10 protein-coding genes are annotated in these 20,821 nt (G+C 60.5%); 5 read left to right on the top strand and 5 right to left on the bottom strand.

The genetic code is table 11. From position 1 onward, the window contains the following. Window positions 1–59: 59 nt before the first annotated feature. The 5 genes from P3T25_RS27390 to P3T25_RS27370 all read right to left on the bottom strand — a co-directional run bounded on the left by P3T25_RS27390 (window position 60) and on the right by P3T25_RS27370 (window position 5,161). Window positions 60–1,055 (bottom strand): YqaJ viral recombinase family protein, encoded by a 996-nt coding sequence (locus P3T25_RS27390; protein WP_429359792.1) that lies wholly within the window; start codon window positions 1,053–1,055, stop codon window positions 60–62. An 80-nt stretch (window positions 1,056–1,135) separates the two neighbouring features. Then, entirely contained in the window at window positions 1,136–2,101 is a 966-nt protein-coding gene (locus P3T25_RS27385; RefSeq protein WP_429359790.1) for a DUF932 domain-containing protein, read from the bottom strand. Between the two features lie 91 nt (window positions 2,102–2,192). After that, window positions 2,193–2,669 (bottom strand): hypothetical protein, encoded by a 477-nt coding sequence (locus P3T25_RS27380; protein ID WP_429359788.1) that lies wholly within the window; start codon window positions 2,667–2,669, stop codon window positions 2,193–2,195. A gap of 314 nt (window positions 2,670–2,983) precedes the next feature. Beyond that, window positions 2,984–3,217 (bottom strand): hypothetical protein, encoded by a 234-nt coding sequence (locus P3T25_RS27375; protein WP_429359786.1) that lies wholly within the window; start codon window positions 3,215–3,217, stop codon window positions 2,984–2,986. 231 nt (window positions 3,218–3,448) lie between these two features. Then, complete coding sequence (locus P3T25_RS27370) at window positions 3,449–5,161, bottom strand: hypothetical protein (RefSeq protein ID WP_429359784.1); 1,713 nt, start codon at window positions 5,159–5,161, stop codon at window positions 3,449–3,451. Between the two features lie 147 nt (window positions 5,162–5,308). Between P3T25_RS27370 and P3T25_RS27365 the strand changes: the two genes are divergently transcribed. From P3T25_RS27365 to pglZ, 5 genes are all read left to right on the top strand, one after another. Further along, window positions 5,309–6,280, top strand: a complete 972-nt coding sequence (locus P3T25_RS27365; RefSeq protein WP_429359868.1) for a helix-turn-helix transcriptional regulator — start codon at window positions 5,309–5,311, stop codon at window positions 6,278–6,280. Between the two features lie 265 nt (window positions 6,281–6,545). Next, a complete protein-coding gene (pglW, locus tag P3T25_RS27360; protein ID WP_429359782.1) occupies window positions 6,546–10,748 on the top strand; it encodes a BREX system serine/threonine kinase PglW in 4,203 nt (1,400 codons plus the stop codon). Further along, a complete protein-coding gene (gene pglX, locus P3T25_RS27355; RefSeq protein WP_429359780.1) occupies window positions 10,745–14,437 on the top strand; it encodes a BREX-2 system adenine-specific DNA-methyltransferase PglX in 3,693 nt (1,230 codons plus the stop codon). Before pglW ends, pglX begins: the two co-directional genes overlap by 4 nt. 32 nt (window positions 14,438–14,469) lie before the next feature. Next, window positions 14,470–18,168: a hypothetical protein gene (locus P3T25_RS27350; protein WP_429359778.1), complete on the top strand. Its 3,699-nt coding sequence runs from the start codon at window positions 14,470–14,472 to the stop codon at window positions 18,166–18,168. Next, a complete protein-coding gene (pglZ, locus tag P3T25_RS27345; protein ID WP_429359776.1) occupies window positions 18,165–20,360 on the top strand; it encodes a BREX-2 system phosphatase PglZ in 2,196 nt (731 codons plus the stop codon). Before P3T25_RS27350 ends, pglZ begins: the two co-directional genes overlap by 4 nt. Window positions 20,361–20,821 lie beyond the last annotated feature (461 nt).

Here is a 20,821-nt window from a genome sequence, read left to right as displayed (position 1 = left end):
ATGGGCGAAGCAAACCAACGTGGGAGAAAGAGAAAACCGCGGGAACTGCAGGAAGTGGTTCAGACGGACACGAGAAACCGGCGTGAGCCGGGTTTGGTGAGCGCGTACTGTGTCGTGAATTCAGGGTGATCGACAAGCAGCCGCTTGAGATCGACACCGGTGCTATCGCGACTGCGTTTGAACGACACCGAACCCGTCTCGAAGATCGCACGGTCGGCTTCGGCCATCGCCTGCTGGATCGTCTGCTTGAGCAGCGCTTCCTGCGCCTCGCGTTGCTCGATGTCGGCCCGAACTGCAACCAGGTCGGCGAACGCCGACGACATGCGCCGGTCGTCGCTGAAATCAACCGTCCCGCCGGTTCCCGGATACAGGTGGCGCAGCGCACGATCAGCCGATTCCGAGCCATCCGCGGGCGGCGGCGTATCGGTCTCCACGTATCGCCAGAACGCGGCTTCGAGTGGAATGAGCCGTGCGATCAATGCGTCGTCACGTTCGATCCGGTGCACGTCAAGCTTCTGCCCGCAGAGCAGCACGGCCACATCCGCCGCCCGCTTACCCGTGACGGCAAGTTGGTGCTGAACCTGCACCTGCACGTATTCGGGCACACCCTCGCGCCACAGCCGTGCGCCGAACTCTCCGGCCGTTTTACACTCAAGGATTTGCACATCGGGCACGCCGACGACTTCACGATCGATGTTGGCAAGCATGAAGGGGATAGACCGATGCCGGAGCACGGCATTGACCCGCCGCACCCTGTTTCCGGTCTGCTTCGTGTACGACGCGGCGACAATAGGTTCGAGCAACGTGCCCCAATACACGGGCTCCGTCGTGTCGTCCGCATCGGGCCGGGGCACGTTCGCATCGCGTCCGGTCTTGATGAGCCACAATTCCAGCGGGCTCATATACGGACTCAGGCCGATGGCTGCCGCCGCATCCGATCCGCCAATCCCGTTCTTCCGCGCGGATAGCCATTCGTCGCGTGAGAGGTCTTTCGTTTCCACGAGCCGTAATGCCGGACGGTTTCTGCCCCGTCCTGCCGGTTCAGCTTGAGACATAACCACCTCCAGATGTGAAAATGCCCAGCGGGGAAAACCCCGGCCGGGCATATATGACGTAACAACAGGGAATGGAAATTTCATGCGACGAGCTTCATCGCCTCGTCCCAGGCTCTCTGCTTGAGCGTGGCGCCAGCGCCGAACCACGCGGCATCGCGCCGGTGATCTTCGCTGCGTGCCCGGCGCTGATGGTCGACGAACTCGGTGATGCTGTTCACGAGACCCCATGCCGTACCCGAGGCAGACGGCAAAGTGGCACCCTTGCCGCGACCGGCGTACAGTGCGTGCGCAGTCTTGATCGCGCTGTCATTTGTCGCCGGAGCAGGCAAACCTGTACTCGCCGGATACGTCAAGACACGCTGGAAGAACGTTTCCGCCGCCGTGTCGGAGACTTTGCGATCCGACAATGCTTTCATGCGCACCATGAACCCATCCCACGACGAGATCGCAATGCCGAGCTGGCGCTTGACCGCCTGCGCATCGAACTGGCTGCGGTGCGGTACCTTGACGGCACCGGCGCTGTCTCCGAGCGCGATCTGCAAGGTGTTATTGCAGACCACACGAACCGATGTGAATTGCGCAGTCGTTGCGAGCGTGCCGTCGCAGGCGGTGGCGAGCAGCAGGAAGCCATTCACCTCGTCGCGGCCCTTGAGCGAGATCGACTGGCCGGTACGGGCGAGCGCCCAGAGCTTCTTGCCGTCTTTGAGTACGCCCGCCGTTTCCAGCTCGAAGCCGCCGACTTCGGTCAGGTCGCGATAGAACTCCAAGATTTCGCGCGGCTGCACGACTTGATAGCGAGGCGAGACGACGGACAGTGGAGCTTTCGTGTCGGAGCGATAGAGCACGCGTTGTTCGGGAAACGCGTGGATGGAACCGAGGCCGGAACCGGGCAGTCCGGCGACGAACCGGACTTCGGCCGATTCGATGTTCCAGTCCATGCCGGCTTGTTTTGCCCAGACTTCGATCGGCTGTTTCGGAGAAAGCTGGTTGCCGAGTCCGTGCCACGGGGTTTCGCCGACATAGGCCATATTGCTGACGAGATGCATATCAACCTCCAGACAAGTGCATAAAGCCCGGCACGTAGCCGGGCGACAGTGGAAAGATCAGGAAACAGGAAAGGGGAGAAGCGCAGGCCGGTCAGTCCGGCCGGATGGAGAAGGTGTGTCCGCAGGCGCGGCAGCGCCAGTTGTCGAGGACCTTCTGGTCGAGGGATTCGCCAAGTGTCGCGCCAGTGGCACAGCCAGCGGCAGCTCCGGCCAGTCCAGCGATGACCGCGCCGGCAATGGCGCCACACAGCACGCCGAATGGCCCGCCAGGCGTACCGACTGTCGCTCCGATTTCTGCTCCGGTCAGTGCTGCTGCTGCCGCGCTAGCTGCTCCGGCAGCAGCACCAATTGCGCCGCCGATGCGCCGCGCACGATGACGCGGCTCAGTCAGTAATGACTGGCAGGCCGGACAGGGATAGATCACGCTGTGCGTGCCAGAGTGGTAGCGGGGCAGTTCATCGCCAAGGTGACGATCATCCGGGGGCTCGCGTGGATCGTGCGGTCGCCTGCAGTGCTGGAGCCACTCCTCGTCATCGTCGGAAGGTTCAAATGGGCGGTGATCATGCATGGGCGGCCGCCTCCCGCCGTATCTTGTTTGCGTAGCAGCCGAAGCACAACGTCCAGAGCGCGCCGAGAAGGAAAGCGATCGCGAAGGCGACCAAATAGTCGAGGGGACATATGGGGATCATCACCAGACTCCTGAGACGGAATGCGTCAGCACGGGATCGTGCCAACGGAGCGGCAACGAGGGCCATGCTCAGGTGGGTGATATAGGTCTGAATTTTAGTTCATTCGGATACAGCTACGATGTCGGGTGTCAGCGAGCAGCCGAGCACCATCTCCAGCACCGAATGAATGTCGACGGTGGTTGTTCTGTTCGGGCTATTGAGCTTCGACCATTCGGGATTCTACGGGCAGGTTGTCCTCTTCGATCAGTTCTGTGCCAAGCGCTGCCTTTTGCCAGGGGGCGATGCATGACGGGCAAAAGGCAGCGATCTCCCGGGAGTCCAGCGTCCGATGTGACGCCAGCCAAGGCTGCGAAATGTCTTCCATCTCGGAAATGTGGAGCGCGTAGCGGCGCTGGGCACGGTCACCCGCTTCCGGCATTTCGAGCATGTCGCGGTGATCCGGAATACCTGATAGACCGGATTGAAGCTCGCTACGATGGGCTGTTCGATTACATCCCAAGACGACTTTCCGCAAAACCGGAATGTTTCTTCCTCGTACAAAGATGTAATCGTCTTTCCGTCCAGGGCGACCTGCTGGGTGCGGTCAGAGAAGCTGAAAAAATGCGGCTGAATATCGCAATTGCAGACGTAGCACCGGCCTAGCGTGTCTGATGAACCATCATGCCGCCTCCCAGCGGATATCGTCCAGAGTCTTCTTTCCGTAGGTTACCGTATTGGTGCCAAGCATTACGGCTGTCACGTACTGGTGCAATGCCTGTAACTGGGGCAGTACGTGCTCGTCCCATGTGGCTTGTGGGTCTTCGTAATAGGCCATTAGCAGTTGATAAGCCCTGTCGATCAATTGCTTGATACCTTCTGCGACGAGTTCATAGAGGCTTTCGTAGCCGGTAAAGCTGATCTTGGGCGCCAAGTGTTCCATGATGTTCGAGCCAAGTTCTCCGGCGCTGTGCCAAGTCGGCATTGTGGTGTAGGCATCATCAAAACCCGACAGCGCGGAAATTACCCCGCGCGCGAGCACTCCCCGGTCAATTTCCGAGGGAAGGCTTTCGGTGAGTGCGACCTCCTCACGTGTGTTGAGTACATCGTCACGGAATTCTGGGTCCGAGATGTAATCGCGTACCACGACGTCGATGATGCTGGCGATGAGCTTGCCCACTACATCGGGTGAGCCCAGATAATTTGGTTTTGTCGCTTGCTGCAATGCGAGGGCGAAGTCGTCTTCTACCGGCGCATCCAGCGGCATCAGCAGATGGCCCTGGATCACATTTTTCATCAAGGTCAGGTCTTCATCGGCGTCATCCTGCTGGTACTGTTCACGTTCCCGGTTGACGATGACATCGCTGACATATGCGGCGCCTTTCGGGCCGAACGTGAATCCAACATCAAAGATCAGGTAGCCCGTCCAGCTGCGGTACATGCGCAGGCGGTTGTCGGTGAAGGTCAGAAACCACTTCTGTTCCATGACAGTCGGATAGAAGCCGCGGCGAATGGCGGCCATGTCTTCGATGCTGTACCACAGACGCGGGTGAAGTACGACATTGCTCTCAGGCATGGCGTGCAGCTCATCCCAGTCCTCTGGCTGCACCGCCAGGTGCTCAAGGTACGGGATGGTTTTCAGCGTGGCTTCGGCTGCATCCAGAATCGCCAGATCGCGATTGCGGCCGTCCTCGTTGGGCGAAAGACGAATCAGGTCTCGTGCCTCATCAGGCTTTGCCCAGCGCAGTGCTGACGTTTGCCAGTTGGGCTCGCCTTCCCGGTAATCGACGTCCATCAGGAAGTAGCTGGACAGACTGTCGTCGCCTTGGAAGAGCCCCGGAATTTCGGCGCGGACGCGGCCCACATAGCCCGTTTTCTGGTACATGGCGGTCATGGCCGTTTTTTTCGGGGCATCGCCAGCGCTGGATGCCGTCTTGGCGAAGGTCCAGGCATAGCCTCCATGCTGATTGGCTGGCGCACGTAGCAACACCTTGCCCCCGCCGCTCATGAGGATGCCTCCGTAGCTGTCTGCCTTGGGTTCCGGGGGATCGAAAGCTGGGTTGGATTGAATCCCGTACAGCACATGCCAGACATCGTGGTAAAGCTTGGCTCGCATGGCGCCCTGACGTTCTTCAACGGCGCTTTTGAAATTGCTGTAATCCACTTCGCCGGTCAGGTGGGCGACAGCGGCTGCGATCGATATGCGTGAAGCTGTGGCCCGGTAGCGATAATCCGTGTGGTTGCTCTGCTCGATCGGCCCTAGGTCGGGAAGATGGTGCTGTTTCAGCGTCAGCAGGTCTTTGCGCGCTCTGGCTCGTACGGTAAGGGTTCCCCGAGCGACATCCTCGGGCTTTTGCACAATGCTGAAGAAGCCGAAAGTCGTGATCAGCCACATGGAAATGTCCCTATAGAGGATCTTTATAATTCTTAATATACATCATTTTGATCTGCATGTTTGATTAAAATGAATTGCCGAAGGATGCGGCATGATGCTCTCTATGCGGTAAAATGGAACCTATTGAATACGGACCAGCCCCCTGTGATGCCACCAGAACGGTTACACGCTCTTAGCCACGCGCAGCGTGACCGCCTGGCCTATATCGAGCAGAAGCTTTGGTTTGTGGGCGACATGCGCCGGCAGGATCTGGTTGATCGCTTTGGCGTGCAAACGGCGGCGGCGACCCGCGATCTAAGCGTGTACCGTGACCTGGCTCCGGGGAACCTGGCCTATGACGGCCGGGCAAAAATTTACGTGCTCGGAGCAAACTTCTCCCCCTTGTTTGATTTTTCTCCCGAACGCATCCTCACGTGGTTGTCAGAGGGGTACGGGGATGGGGAGCCTGTCAGCTCCCGAGCGGGGGTTGTGTGCGATATCCCGGCGCGGCTGGCCCAGCCCGCTTTGCCCATCCTTGCGATGGTCACCCGGGCGATCAAACAGCGTCAGGTGCTGCGCATCAAGTACCACTCCATTGGCGCGGGACGTAGTGAGCGTGAAATCGTACCCTTCGCGTTGTTGGATACAGGCCTGCGTTGGCATGCTCGTGCCTATGATCGCAAATCGGGTGAGTTCCGTGACTTCGTACTGACGCGTATTCAGGAGGCATTGGTCCTGCCTGACGGTGTTGTTGAGGCACGTGAACAATCGGATCAGGATATCCAGTGGTCGCGCATCGTCGAGGTCGAACTCGTGCCGCATCCTGATCAACCCCATCCAAGGATTACCGAGGTGGACTACCGAATGCGCGATGGCATGCTCAAGATGCGGTTACGCGCTGCGACGGCGGGTTATGTGCTGCGCAAGTGGAGTGTTGACTGCTCGCCGGATCATAGTTTGCGCGGGCCGGAGTACCGGCTTTGGTTGCGGGACCACCTGGCCCTGTATGGCGTGACGAATGCGGTGCTGGCGCCTGGGTATGTGACGCATCACGATCGTCATGTAGGCAAGGGAAAGTCACGTACGCTTGAACCGGCTGGTCACGGTGCGGCCGGAAAAAATGCGGGGGTAGTCGATTGATTACTGCCTGTCACGCAAAGTACTACGCACATGAGCTGACGCGACGGCATAGCGCTGACGGCGTAGACCGTCTTTTGCAGTCGCTGTTCGACGCGAGCGTTGATGATCCACATCAGATCGAAGCGGCATTAGTCGCCTTGCGCAACCCGTCGAGCCCGAACAAGATTGCGATTGATATGACACGCCCACCAAACAACAAAGGAAGGCTCGGCACGACACATCCAGGTCGTCTAGCTAAGGCCTCTAACGTAGTAGGAGTTTGTCGATGAGTGGGCGCTGGAAGACGATTTCGCCGTCTCAGTTTCCGTGGGAACAGGATGCGCTCGACTTTGTCCAGCGCGCGCTGCCGAACCGCGAACCGTTCCGCGCGTACAGTAACTTCGAGTTTGTCGCCGACGACGGGAGCATCAACGAAGTTGATCTACTAATTATCTCGCGCTACAGCATCTTTCTTGTCGAGATAAAGAGCCGACCTGGCGAAGTCGGCGGCGATTCTCACACCTGGATCTGGCGGGACGGCGGGAGAGAGTACTTCGATGATAACCCCTTGCTGTTGACCAACCGCAAGGCGAAGAAGCTCGCGTCGCTCCTGCGCAAGCAACTGACTGTCCAGAAGCGTCGCACGCCCTTTATCCAGTCCCTGGTCTTTTTGTCGGACCCTGCGCAACGCTGCAAGCTTACCGGTCCCGCGCGAGAGAACGTGCATCTGCGGGCGGACATTGCCAGCAAACTGTTCGATGAGACAGCCCCGGTCGCTAACGCGCAGCCCATCGACCGCGATCTGGCGACGTCCATCAACCGGGCGCTGGAAACCGTTGGCATTCGTCCGCCGCAGCAAAGCCGGCGCGTGGGTGATTACCAGCTCGAACAGGTCCTCGCAGAGACCGACTTTCACCAGGACTGGCTGGCCAAGCACGTATCGCTGAAGAACCTCCGGCGACGAGTCCGTCTTTACACCGCCAAGCGCACGCTCAATGCCGCGCAACGCGCCATGCTGGCCGACGCGGCTCGCCGAGAGTTTCAATTGCTTGAAGGCATACGCCATCCGGGCATCCTGCGCGCGTCGGACTTCATTGACAGTGAACATGGGCCGGCCCTGATCTTCGAGTACGACGAAGGACTTCAACGGCTCGACCACTTCATTCGGGCGCAAGGCGAACAACTCGATCTCTGGCAACGGCTGAAGCTCGTGCGCGCGATTGCCGAAGCACTGGATGCGGCGCACCGCTATCGGCTCTACCACCGGGGCCTGTCACCGCAGACCATCATGGTCAGGACCGTCGGTACCAATTCGTTCGACGTCACCCTCTTCGATTGGCAGATCGCTACACGTCAGTTGCAAGAGGCCGAGGGCGAGACGACGGGCACGCTCCATGTCGAAATGCTCTCAGACCGTGTGACTCAAGAGATCTATCTCGCGCCCGAAGCACGCAACGCGCCCCGGCCAGATGCCATCAAGCTGGACCTGTTCTCGCTTGGTGCCATCTCGTATTTCGTCCTCGCCGGTGAGCCGCCGGCCATCAGCGGCGATGAGTTGGTCACCAAGTGCGAACAGGGCCCCGGACTCACCTTGTCGGCGATGGTCAACGGGTGCTTGGCCGAAATCGAGGAGCTGATCCAGTTTGCTACCTGGCCCTCGCCCGATGATCGGTTCAGCTCGACCAACGAATTCCTGACTGCGCTCGACAAGGCCGAGGAGGCGCTTGAAGACGCTCTGACCGCACCGGCGTCCCCCCTGGCGTCGCCGCTTGAGGCCAACACCGGCAATGAGCTCAACGGCTTTGAAGTCCTGCGTCGGCTGGGCAAGGGCGGTACCAGCCTGGCCCTAGAGGTGCGGCGCAAGAGCGCGGGACAACCACGCCAGGGTGTCTTCAAGATTGCGTTGGAGTCGGAGTACAACTATCGACTCAAGCAGGAAGCCGAGACGCTGGTCAGACTCCAGCCCCATCAGAACATCGTCCAGTGTTTTGAGCGCTTCGAAATTGCTGGACTGGCGACCTTGTTCCTGTCCTCGGCGGGAGAGGAAACGCTGGGCGAGCGCCTGCGGCAAGAAGGGCGCTTGGGTTTGGACCTGCTGCAGCGGTTTGGCGAAGAGCTGATTTCCGTTGTGGAGTACCTGGAGCGCGAGGGCGTGCCGCACCGCGACATCAAGCCAGACAACATCGGTATTCGACCGGGGACAGGCAAACGACTCACCCTCACGCTGTTTGACTTCTCGCTGGCGGGTGTGCCCGCTACCGACCTGAACGCGGGTACACGGGTCTACATGGACCCGTTCTTGCGCAAACGCGGGATGTGGGATGGCTATGCCGAGCGCTACTCCTGCGCGCTTACCTTGCACGAGATGGCCACCGGCACACTGCCCGAATGGGGCGACGGCAGCGCCGACCCGGCGACCCTGAAGTCGGAAATCGTTCTGGACTCAGAGCGCTTTGACGCGTCGATTCGCAAGCAGGCACTCGACTTCTTCAGCCGGGCGCTGGCCCGCGATCATCGCAAGCGTTTTGACAACGCCGAGCAGATGTTGCGTCAATGGCGCAAGGTATTCGAGAACGTCTCGCGTCCTGTCACGACGCACACGACGCAACCTCCGCAAAGTCAGTTGCCATTCGGCGAAGAACAGGCGGCGGGTGGCATCACGCCGGGCACCCCCCTTGAGTCGTTGGAGCTGGATTCGCGTCACCTCGAACTGCTCGACCGGATCGGCCGCGATGAGCTGGCTACTGCGGGGGATCTGGCCGATTTGCCGCGCAATCGGCTCTACAGGCACCGGGGCATTGCGCTGGCTGTAGCACGTGAACTGCATCAAATTGCCGACCGCCTGCGGCACCAATTCAGCGGTGGCGCGGCCAAGGATGACGAGCCCGCAGATACCACCGTAGCCAAACTATCCGTGGATGCCGCAGCTGCCTTGCTCGTGCCCAAGAAAGGCGATGAGGCCCAACTCGAGGTACTGGAGGGATGGCTCGGCTTGAGCGCGCAGCCAGGCACCTCGCCGCTGCAGGAGGACTTGTTGCAGTCGATGGCTGAGCGGATGTCGCGCCAGCCAGAGATCACCCACCTGCGAGACGACGTGGCCCTTGTGCTGGCCGGTTTGGGCGGCATTGCGACCGTTGGGGAAATTGCCACCGCACTGCTGGCCCGACGTGGGAGCGTGCAAACAGGCGCGGCCCGACGCAGCGAGGCCGAAGCCCTGACACGGGCCGTCATCACCGTCGAGCGCACCAAGCAAGCAGCCCGCTGGCAACTTGTGATGCGCGCAGCCAACGTTCGCCCGTTGGTGGAAGCGCCCCAAGTTGACGATCTGGTGGTCGCAACCTTGGCCAGCAGCGGTGCGGCCGGGCTATACCCTTCGGCTCCTGAGGTTCGAGCCAGCTACGCAGTGGTTCTGGGTGAAGCAGCGGACCGGCTGGCCCAACAAGACCCCCTGCCGTCGTCGCAACAGGTGGCTGACACCTTAGCCCGCATACCGCCGCCGGCTGGCGATGCTGGGTTGAGCTCTGAGCGACTGATCCGTCTGGCCGCCGCTTGTGCCCGACAGGCGGCTTTGTCCTCGCGTCTGGAGTTCTACCCAGTCCAGCTGTCTGCTGCGCGCGCCGTCAAACTGGCCACCAACTCATTGCTCGGTTTGCGTCAGTTCGACCTGGAGACAATCCGGCGCCGGATCTTCGCTCGCTACCCTGAGGCCGCGCCGCTGCCCGGCCCCACAGAACTGGAGCAATTGCTCAAGGACGCTGGGCTGGAGGTGAAGTGGGACGCCGCCAAGCGCGCCTTCGTCACGCTCTATTCAGCGGGCATCATTTCGGGCACCACGCAGATCACCCGCTTCGGCACCAACAACCGTCCGCGCACGGCGACCGCGCCGGATGTGCAGGCCGCTCTGCAGATCGACGAGCGCATCAAGCACGCCTTGAGCAGCGGCAAATTGCTCACCTTGTCCGTCGACCCCAAGGGTCTCGCGATCGCGCAGCGTGAACTGGCGCAGCGCTTTGGACTGAAAGTCATCGACTTCGACGAGGTCGTGCTCACCCTACTCGAGGCGCAAACCAAGGAGTGGGACGTGGACTGGAACATCCTGCTGGCCGCCGATGCCGCGCCCGCAGGTTCGGTGGATGCGCAGAACTTCACCACCGTTCTCGGTGAAGTCTGGCCCAAGGTCGAAGCGCAACTCCTGCAGGACGATCGGCCGGGCTTGCTGGTGAACCTCGGTCTGGCAGCACGCTGGCAGAAGATGCCCCTGTTCGCCAAGCTCGCCGATGCCTGCATGTTTGGCAAGCGCCCGCCGCTGATTGCCTTGCTTGCGAGTCCACTGACACCCGACAACCGCCCGGTGCTGGATGGCGAAGCCGTTCCGGTCACCATCAACACCACAGATTACGGTCGCATCCCGCGCGCCTGGCTTGAGAACGCCCACCGCACACACGGCAGCGCCGTCATGACGACCAGCACGAAGGCAAAACCAAGATGATCAATCGCACCAAACTGCTGGCGGACCTCAAGCTCCAGGTTCGAGACCTGGAGGCTGACCTCCGGCAACGCTTCGTCACCGACAACAATGGCTACCGGACACACCTCACCGCCGACTGGCAAGCCGCGCGTGACGCTGGGCGCACATCAGAGGATGTGGCCATTTGGGCTGAAGCCCAATTCACGCAATCGGCTGTGGCGTGGGTGCTTGCCTGCGTGTTCGTGCGTTTCTGCGAAGACAACGATCTGCTCGACGCCCCGTTGATCGCCGGCACCGACAGCCGGGGACAAACCGCCGTGGCACGGCAGGAAGCCTTCTATCTACAAAACCCCACGGCGTCCGACAACGACTACCTGCGCGACGTGTTCGCCGTGGCCGGACGTCTGCCTGGACTGTCGGACGTCTTGAAAGTTCAGCGCAGCCTGCTGCTCGGCCCGGTGTCGGCCGACATGGGCAAGCAACTGGTGCGCTTCTTTCGCGCCACCAACGCGGACAGTGGCGCCTTGGTGCACGACTTTGCCGACCCCGACTGGAACACGCGCTTCCTGGGCGACCTCTACCAGGACTTGTCCGAGGCCGCCCGCGAACGCTATGCGCTGCTGCAGACGCCCGAGTTTGTCGAGTCCTTCATCCTGGACCGCACCCTGACCCCGGCGCTCGACATCTACAACTTGGAAGAAGTCGACCTGATTGACCCTACTTGCGGTTCGGGGCACTTTTTGCTCGGCGCCTTCGAACGCCTGGCCCCGCGCTGGCTGCGCAAGCGCCCGGACAACGTCAACTTGGCCTTGCAGGAGGCACTCGACCGCATCGCGGGCATTGACCTCAACCCCTACGCGGTGGTGATAGCGCGGTTCCGCCTGCTCATCGCCGCATTGAAGATGGCGAGCGTCCACAAATTGAGGCTCGCTCCAGACTTCCACTTGCACATCGAAACGGGCGACAGTCTGCTGCACGGCTTCGACCAGCGTGATTACACGCGCGCGCAAATCTCACTGGGCTTGAATAACCCACAAGAAAACCTGGGAGCAGGTGCAGACCATCGTTATCGCCATGCTTTCGCAGCGGAAGACCTGAACGCCACCAACGTGATCCTTGCGCGCAAATATGCGGTGGTCGTCGGAAATCCTCCGTACATCACTGTAAAGGATCGCGCGATCTCTGCGCTATATAGGCAGCGATACCAAAGTTGTCATCGGACGTATGCCTTGGTTGCACCTTTCTGCGAACGCTTTTGGGCTTTAGCCAAGCGAGCTGACTCCACACAGCGGGCCGGATTTGTTGGTTTGATCGTTGCCAACTCGTTCATGAAGCGCGAGTTTGGAAAGAAGCTGGTAGAGGTATTTTTCCAAAAAGTGGACCTCACTCATGTAATTGACACCTCGGGGGCATACATCCCAGGCCATGGCACGCCGACAGTGATTTTGATTGGCCGTGAGCGAGCCCCTGCGAGTGAAACGGTTCGAGCTGTAATGGGGATCAAAGGTGAGCCAAAAACGCCCGAAGATCCCGCGTTGGGAGTTGTCTGGCGGGCTATCGTTGATCAGATTGATATTCGGGGTTCCATTTCCGAATGGGTGAGCGTTTCCGATGCTAGTCGCGACGCCTTCACGAGTCACCCGTGGACTATGGGGGGCGGAGGGGCTGCAGATCTCGTAAAGGAGATTGCGAATGATAAAAGTACTGTTGCAGAGGAAGTCGTGGAGATTGGCTACTCGGGGCAAACAAATGCAGACGGTGTATTTCTGGCCAACCTGGGTGACTTCAAGCGAGCGGGGGTAGAGGAGCGTTACGTAAGGCGATTTGTTGTAGGCGACGTTGTCCGCGACTGGCTTGTTGAACGTAGCAGCGAATCGAGTCTTTTCCCGTACTCTGATACGGACCTTGTTGCTATTGAAACCATGCCAGGCCTTCATCGCTGGGTTTGGCCATATCGCACAGTACTGGGGAATCGAGCGACTTTTTCTGGTGGCACCTACTTCTCAGAAAGCAGGCCATGGTGGGAGTGGCATCAGATTTCCTTGCGCCGGTTTAATCCACCTGATTCGATTACTTTCGCTTTTGTCGCCACGCATAACCATTTTGTCGTGGACAACGGAGGGAAAGTATTCAATAGATCAGCCCAAATCATCAAGCTTGCGGCCGACTCCAGCGATAGTCAGTATCACGGGCTAACTGGACTATTGAACTCATCGCTTGCCTGTTTCTGGTTCAAGCAGGTTTGTCATAACAAAGGCAGCACAGTCGATCAGCGAGGGGCGCGCCAACGAACGGACGCATTTGAGGACTTCTATGAGTACGCAGGAACCGTAGCTGGTCGATTCCCGACAGTGGAGGAGCGACCAACCGCTGTTTCTCTCCAGATTCACCAGGTGGCACTTGAGCGCGCCAGAGTGCTTCCGGACCAACTTATTACCGACAATGTCCCGGCCCGTACGCATCTAATAAGCTCAAAAAATTCCGCCGAATTGTTTCGGCGCCAGATGGTCGCCCTGCAGGAGGAGTTGGATTGGCAGGTGTACAAATCTTACGGTTTGGCGCCTGAAGAGTTGATCTTCGACGGAGAGCCTCCTCCGATCGGTTTTGGTGAACGCGCCTTCGAATTGGTACTTGCGCAAGACTGCGCTACCGGAAGCACTGCAACGACTTGGTTCGAACGCCATGGGACTCATCCCGTTGCCGAGATCCCGAGCCATTGGCCCGCGAATTACCGTGCCGTGGTCGAAAGGCGGATCGCTGCCATTCGCCAGTCGCGCGATCTAGCACTGATCGAGCGACCAGAGTACAAGCGTCGTTGGGCTACGGCCGAATGGGAGACGCTGGAGAAGGCGGCTCTCGAAGAGTGGCTGTTGAATCGCCTGGAAGCCCCAGACCTGTGGCAGCGCGACGCAAATCCCGCACCGAAATTGCGTGCGGTTCGCGAGCTTGTCGATGCTTTGTCTGGTGACGAAGAATTTCGGCGCGCTCTGGACTTGTATGCAGGCAGCGGCAGCGACGCGCACGCGACCGTTGTGGCACTGGTGCAGCAGGCCAGCGTGCCATATCTGGATGCGCTGCGTTACAGCGACAGTGGCTTGCGCAAGCGCGCAGTCTGGCAAAACACCTGGCTGATGCAGAGGCGTGAGGATGCGATCGATGCGGAGGTGGCCCGGCGACTGGCTGATGAGCCAATCGAGGTCATCAAGGAGGAGCAGGCGCGACGTAAAGCGACGGACGTGGGTGCCATTCCCGTCCCACCGAAGTACAAGCAAGACGACTACCGCGACGGCGTGTACTGGAAGTTGCGCGGCGCTTTGGATGTTCCGAAGGAGCGCTTCGTCAGTTTCCCGGACTTGGAGCGTAGCAACGACGCAGGAAGCCCGATGCTGCTGTGGGCCGGCTATGACGCCAAGGCCCGAGCCTTGGCCCTGACGGGCTACCTGTACGAGATGCTGCAACGTGAAGGCGCTGATGCGGCGCGTTTGACGCCCGCGTTGGCCGGTCTAGACGAACTTCTGCCTTTGGTGCACCAATGGCATCCGGAGGTCGATGACGACCTGGGCATGAACACCGGCGACTACCTACAAGGCCTGCTCGATGCGCAGTTAGCGCAGCACGGGCTGACGCTGAGCGCAGTGCGCGCTTGGCAACCCCCGGCGCCCGTTCGTCGCACACGCGGCAGGCGGGCCAGTACTGCCGCCCAGGCCTGACCTGATTCACTGAATACGAGGGACACAACAACATGCCAAAACTGCGCGAGATATTTGACCTGCCAGAGCAGGTTCACCAGGGTGACTTTGTTCTTCGCCTCACCGATGGCCTGAGTGCGCCTGCGGAAACCGTGCGCGACTACATCGCTACGCCCCAGTTGGTGAAGTGCTTCGATCAGGCGCTCGGGGTGGTCAAGGGCGCGATCGACAGCCGGATGAGCAAGGGCGCGTACCTGCACGGCAGCTTCGGTTCCGGTAAGAGCCACTTCATGGCCATCTTGTCGCTGTTGTTGCGCGGCGATGCCATGGCCCGTGGCAAGTCCGAGTTGGCTCCGGTGGTGTCCAAGCACAACGGCTGGACGCAGGGCAAGAAGTTCTTAGTCGTGCCGTACCACATGATCAATGCCGAGACGCTGGAATCGGCGCTCTTCTCTGGCTACGCTGAACTCACCGCCCGCTTGCACCCAGAGGCGCCCAGCCCTGGTTTCTATCAGAGCGAGGGCATGCTCAACGATGCGCAGAAGTTGCGCACCCAGATGGGCGACGAGGCCTTCTTCCGCACCCTGAATGGCTCAACCGGCGCGGCCACTGGTGGCGGCGGCTGGGGGCGCGTCACGCAGACCTGGGCCGCCGCTCGCTTCGAGGCCACCCTGAAGGTGCCCCCCGGGAGCCCTGAGCGATTCCAACTTGTCGGTGCCTTGACACGTGCGTTCTTCGGCAGCGTGAGCCATTTGTCGGCCTCGCAGCGCGAGATGTACACCTCGCTGGACGAGGGCTTGTCGGCGATGTCGCACCACGCCAAGGATCTGGGCTACGACGGCATCATCCTGTTTCTGGACGAGTTCATCCTGTGGTTGGCCAGCCGTGCGGCGGATGTGGCCTGGATTGCCCGTGAAGGACAAAAGGTCGCGAAGCTGGTCGAATCGAGCAACGCTGACCGCCCGACGCCCATCGTCAGCTTCATGGCCCGTCAGCGCGATCTGCGCGAACTGGTCGGTGAGCACATGCCTGGTGCCGAGCAGTTGTCGTTTGCCGACACGCTGCAGTATTGGGAGGCCCGCTTCGACAAGGTGAACCTGGAAGATCGAAACCTTCCAGAGATTGCCAAGAAGCGACTGCTGCGCACGCGCGGGCCTGCAGAGGATGCGCTGCTCAAGGGTGCGATCAACAAGCTGCTGGGCAGCCAACCCGAAGTACTGCAAACCCTGTTGACCCGCGACGGTGATCAGCAGATGCTGCAGGACCTGTACCCCTTCACACCAGCACTGGTTCAGACCCTGATCGCTGTGTCGTCGATGCTGCAGCGCGAGCGCACGGCACTCAAACTGATGCAGCAGATGCTAGTGGACAAGGCCGACACACTGGAGATTGGCGACGTCATCCCGGTTGGCGATCTGTTTGACGTGATTGCCGATGGGGACGAGCCTTTCACCCATGGCATCAAGCTCTTTTTCGAGCAGGCCAAGCAGCTCTGGCGGCGGCGGTTGTTGCCGATTCTGGAGACCCAGCACGGCGTAGCTTGGGAAGACATCGAGTCGGGTAAGGCCGATCCGAAGAAGGCAGCCGCCTTGCAGAACGACGCGCGGCTGCTCAAGACTCTGGTGTTGGCGGCGCTGGTGCCCGAAGTCGAAGCCCTGAAGAACCTAACGCCAACAAAGCTGGCGGCGCTGAACCACGGCACGATTCGCACGCCGGTGCCGGGCAGCGAGGGCATCACCGTGCTGACTAAGCTCAAGCGCTGGGCGGGCCAGGCCGGTGAAATCAAGATCGCGGACGATTCGCCGAATCCGATCGTGTCCGTCGAAGTGGCCAAGGTCGACACCGACGCCATCCTGGCCAATGCGATGTCGTTTGACACGCAGGGCAACCGGCAGGCGGAAGTCAGGCAGTTGATCACCGATGGCTTGGGCTTGGCCGATGCAGGCTCCAGCTTGCTGCCGCCCGAGATGGAGATCAGCTGGCGCGGCTCGCGGCGCGGCGCGGAGATTCTGTTTGGCAATGTCCGTGAGCAGTCCTTCGACACCCTCAAGGGGCGCGAAGGAACGTGGCGCATCCTGATCGACTTCCCGTTTGATCACCAACCCGAGCACGGCCCACAGGACGACGTGGCCAAAATCAACGGATTCCTCAACGAAGGCAGGGTCGGCCGCTCGATGGCGTGGCTGCCGTCTTTCCTGTCCCCCAACACACAGGACCAGTTGGGCCGTCTGGTGGTCATCAACTTCGTCTTGCGTGGCAACAACCTGGACCAGTACGCCAGCCAGCTGTCGCAGGCGGATCGCGAGCAAGCACGTGTGCTGCTCACCAACCAGCGTGACCAACTGCGCCAGTTCATTCGCAACTGCCTGTACACGGCTTACGGGCTCAACAGCGTCGCCCAGGAAGCACTGGACCCCGCGCAAACGGTCGACGAGCATTACTTCAGCCTGGACCCCTCTTTGGTCTTGCGCCCACCGGTGGCGGCTAACTTCAAAGATGCGTTCGAAAAACTCACCGAGCAAGCGCTGGACTACGAATTTCCGGCCCACCCGCACTTTGACGCCGAACCACGCCCGATCGTTGTCAAGCGCCTCGCTGATCTGATGGTGCTGGCGGCCCAGAAGCCCGCCCATCGTGTCGAACTCGAAGCCTCGCTTCGGGACGACGCCAAGCGTATTGCGCCCAAGCTCGATCTGGCCGAGGTCGGCGAGGCCGCACTGCAGTTGCGTGACGACTGGTCGCAGCATTTTGCTAGACAGATTGCGCAGCAGACAGGACGCGAGCCCACGGTGACCGATCTCCGCCGCTGGCTGGACTTGCCCGATCGACGCGGGCTGCGCGAGGACCTACAAGACCTTGTAATCTTGACCTGGCTGGCCAAGAGCAATCGTTCCTTGTACCGCTTCGGTCAACCGTTCAAAGGCGAGGTCGGCAACGTGCCGAACGAATGCGAGGTGCGCGAGCAACCCTTGCCGACGGTGGCCGAATGGGACAAGGCGACCAAACTCGCGGGCGAAATGCTGGACCCGGCGATGACCGCACTCTATCGGTCAGCACCTGGGCTGGTGGAGTTTTCGCGTGCCGCGCGCAAGCGCGTGGCCGACACGGCAGCCCATCTGCTGAACTATCTGCGCGTGGTCGACCAGTTGATGACCTTGGTGCAGACGGATGTCGTGGCCACGGGAGAACCTGCCCTGCGCAAGACGGGCGGCACACGGCTCAGAGACTGGTTCGCTGCGATGGAGTCCAGCAGCTCGGAGATCGACCTCGTCAATCTGGTGTCCCGACTGGATTTCAGTACCGAGGAAATTGCCGAAGCCAAGGCCGTGCTGGGTGGCGTCCAGGCGCTGGCGCGGGTTGAGGCCAAACACTATCTGGTCAACAGTCTGCGCTCGATTGCGAGCGGCAGCGGCGAGTTTGCGCCACGGGCCAACCAGATTCTGGAAAGCCTCGCGCATGCCGTGCTCCGCTACGAATACGTCGACGGACTGCATGCTGCCGTTGCGCAGTTTGAGCGCGATGCGGGAACACTGATGGCCGATGTCGCCAATCGGGCGATACCGCCGAGCCCGCAGCCTCAATCCACTCCGGAGCAGGAACCGGAACCCGGCATGAAGGCTCCTCGGCGAATTGAACGCGCCAGATTGGTCAAGACCGATGCCCTCAAGGCACTGGCCGATGCGCGGACGCTACTTGAGGCGCTCGGCGAAGTCAGTGTGGACATTCAGATCGTGATCCGGGAACAGGAATGAAGGTCCCGGCACATCAGATCAGTCTTCAGGCGAAGCAGGCGCACGAGGCGGACCCGCCAGCAAGGTTCATCCTTTTGCAGCTGCCCTTGGACGCCTTCGATGGCGCAGCGGTGGATGTGAACGCTGCGAGCTGGCCAGTCTCGGCCTGCAGTTCCCCTTTAGCCGTTCGCGACGCGATGCGCCGCCATGCCGCCAGCACGACGCCGGTTGTCTTGCTGTTTTCAGGCGACGAGAGTGAGCTAGGCTCCGACGTACTGGCACGCTGCGCCAAGCGACGCGCCATCACGCACGACCTCTGGCAAACCGTGCTGGCTCTCTTTCGGGCGGCGCACATTGACCCGCGCCTGGCTCGCCATCGCTGGCTGGCTGAACTGCTCGTGCGCTTCATGCCAGCAGAGGGCTACGCCCCTGTCCGCTCACTCGTATTGGACCAGGATCGGGCTTGGAAGGAGCTGTTCAAGGTTGTATTGGGCTTCGAGTCCTATCCACCGACGGAACTTGACTTGTTGAAGTGGGCTGGCGATGCCCAACGGCGTGAGCAATTCAAGACTTTGGAAGACCCCGCGCGTCAAGAAGCGGTCCAACGCCTTCGGGAAACGCTCGGCGATTTGGTGAGCTTCGTTTTTGCGGCAATCGATACAGGGAGCGCCGATGAGTTGGTCGCCATTGCCATGCTTTGTGAAGCCTTGGAAGACAAGACCACTGGCTCGGAGTCCAGCAGGGCCAAGGTCGCAGCCCGGCTGGAGGTCTTGTTCGATGGATTGACGATCTCGTCACACACCACTCATCAACTGGCCGGAGCAGCCGACGCTTGGTTCGACCGCGCCACCGAAGCCGCCAAACAGCAACAGGTTGCGCGCTATGAATCGTTGGTGACGCAACTCAAGGCAGAGCCACTCGCGGCGCACGCAAGGTATGGAAGTGCTGCCGTGCGCGAGAAGACCAAGGCTTTTGCTGCTGCGCTGAACGGCCTCAATTTGCCGGAGGCCATCTCCCGGTTCGGGCGCTTGATGGCGCACCGAGGCCCGGTCCTGAGCAGTCGCTCTGAGCTCAGATGCAAGATGGCGGTGCGCCTGGTGAGTTGGCTGACGCAAACCGCGAGTGCTTTCCCGTCGTCCTTGAACCCGCTGTCTGAGCAGTATCGGAACGAGATCGCCTGGGTGGACTGGGCGCAAACCGTGCTCCTGGAAGGCGACGACTCTGCAGACTTGGCGAACGCCTATGGCCTGCTCCGAGAAAATGCTCGAACTCGCAGAGACTTGTTTGACCGACGTTTCGCTGAGTCGCTGGCGGCCGATCAACCCAACGGCACGTCCTTGATTCCAATTGAGGACGCCCTCGACAAATGCGTCGCGCCGGTCGCGGTGGCCGGGCGTAGCTTGCTCATCGTTGTGGACGGAATGAGTATCCCCGTTTTTCTGGAGCTGCATCACAGTCTAAAGGAGCAGGGTTGGGTCCAGTTCGAACGCGCAGAAGGGGCCTGTTCGACCTTGCTGGCTATGTTGCCGTCGACAACAGAAGCCTCCAGGACGTCTCTGCTTTGTGGCACCCCTTGCGCTGGATCGGCATCGACGGAACGCGCGGCGTTCAGCGCCTATCCTGCGCTCGTTGCCTCGTCTGTCGCGGGCAAGCCGCCGGCGATTTTTCACAAGAGAGATCTGCTCGACAGTTCTGGCGTCGCCCTTTCCGACGATCTCAGAACTGCCCTGAGTGACACCCGGCAACGAGTCGTCGCCGTTGTGATCAATGCAGTGGACGATCATTTAATGAAGTCTGACCAACTGCGGCTGCGTTGGGATATTGCGCAGTTCAAGGGCTTGGATGCACTGCTGGCAGAAGCGCGTTCATCCGACCGCGCTGTGATGTTCACAAGCGATCACGGCCACGTGCTCGACCAAGATACGGTCATGCAGGGGACGAGCCCCAACGCCCGTTGGCGCGAGCCGAGTCTGGAGTCCTACCCGGGCGAGATTTCCTTAAAGGGTAATCGAGTCAAGGCCGCCAGTGGCATGGACGAAATCGTCCTGGCCTGGAACAGCAAGTTGCGATACGCGACCAAACGGAACGGCTACCACGGTGGCTGCGCGCCGGCGGAGGCGCTGGTTCCGATCGCCACGTACCGCTACGGAACCAAAGCTGTAGGTGGCTGGAGCATCCGAGACGAAGCGACGCCCGACTGGTGGCAGGCGTGATCGAGCCGGATTTAGGGATAGGACGGCAAGCATGGTACGAATAGAACTGGTTCAATGAACCGGTCTACGCAATGGGTTGCTTTGGGGGCATGGTTGATTGTATTTCGCCCCGTTGACAACGCCATGACGCGGGCGGCATGTGGAATATGTGCCCGAGGTTGTTGACCGAATTGGTGGATAAGTTGGGGCAGGGAGTCAAGGTTGGGGGCACTTTTGGGGGCATCTTTTCATCGCGGTTCGGTCGATGGTTAACTTTATTGCGGTCGGGAGTTCGATCCTCCTTTTTGCAGGCACGCCGAACGATCCAAGGGAGCACCTCTTGATGAGGAGCGTACATGCCCAGATGTTCGCGTGATCCTGGAAGCTGCCGCTTAGGCTGCAGAGTTCAACCCACGGGCGTAACACCTGGCGCTATTGGGCGACGACGGTTGCAGACGACTTCGATCCCATACGTCTTGCGT

The sequence above is a fragment of the Paraburkholderia sp. GAS32 genome (assembly GCF_050434225.1).
GTDB classification, from domain to species: Bacteria; Pseudomonadota; Gammaproteobacteria; order Burkholderiales; family Burkholderiaceae; genus Paraburkholderia; species Paraburkholderia madseniana.
This window is presented reverse-complemented; position numbering and strand designations above follow the sequence as displayed.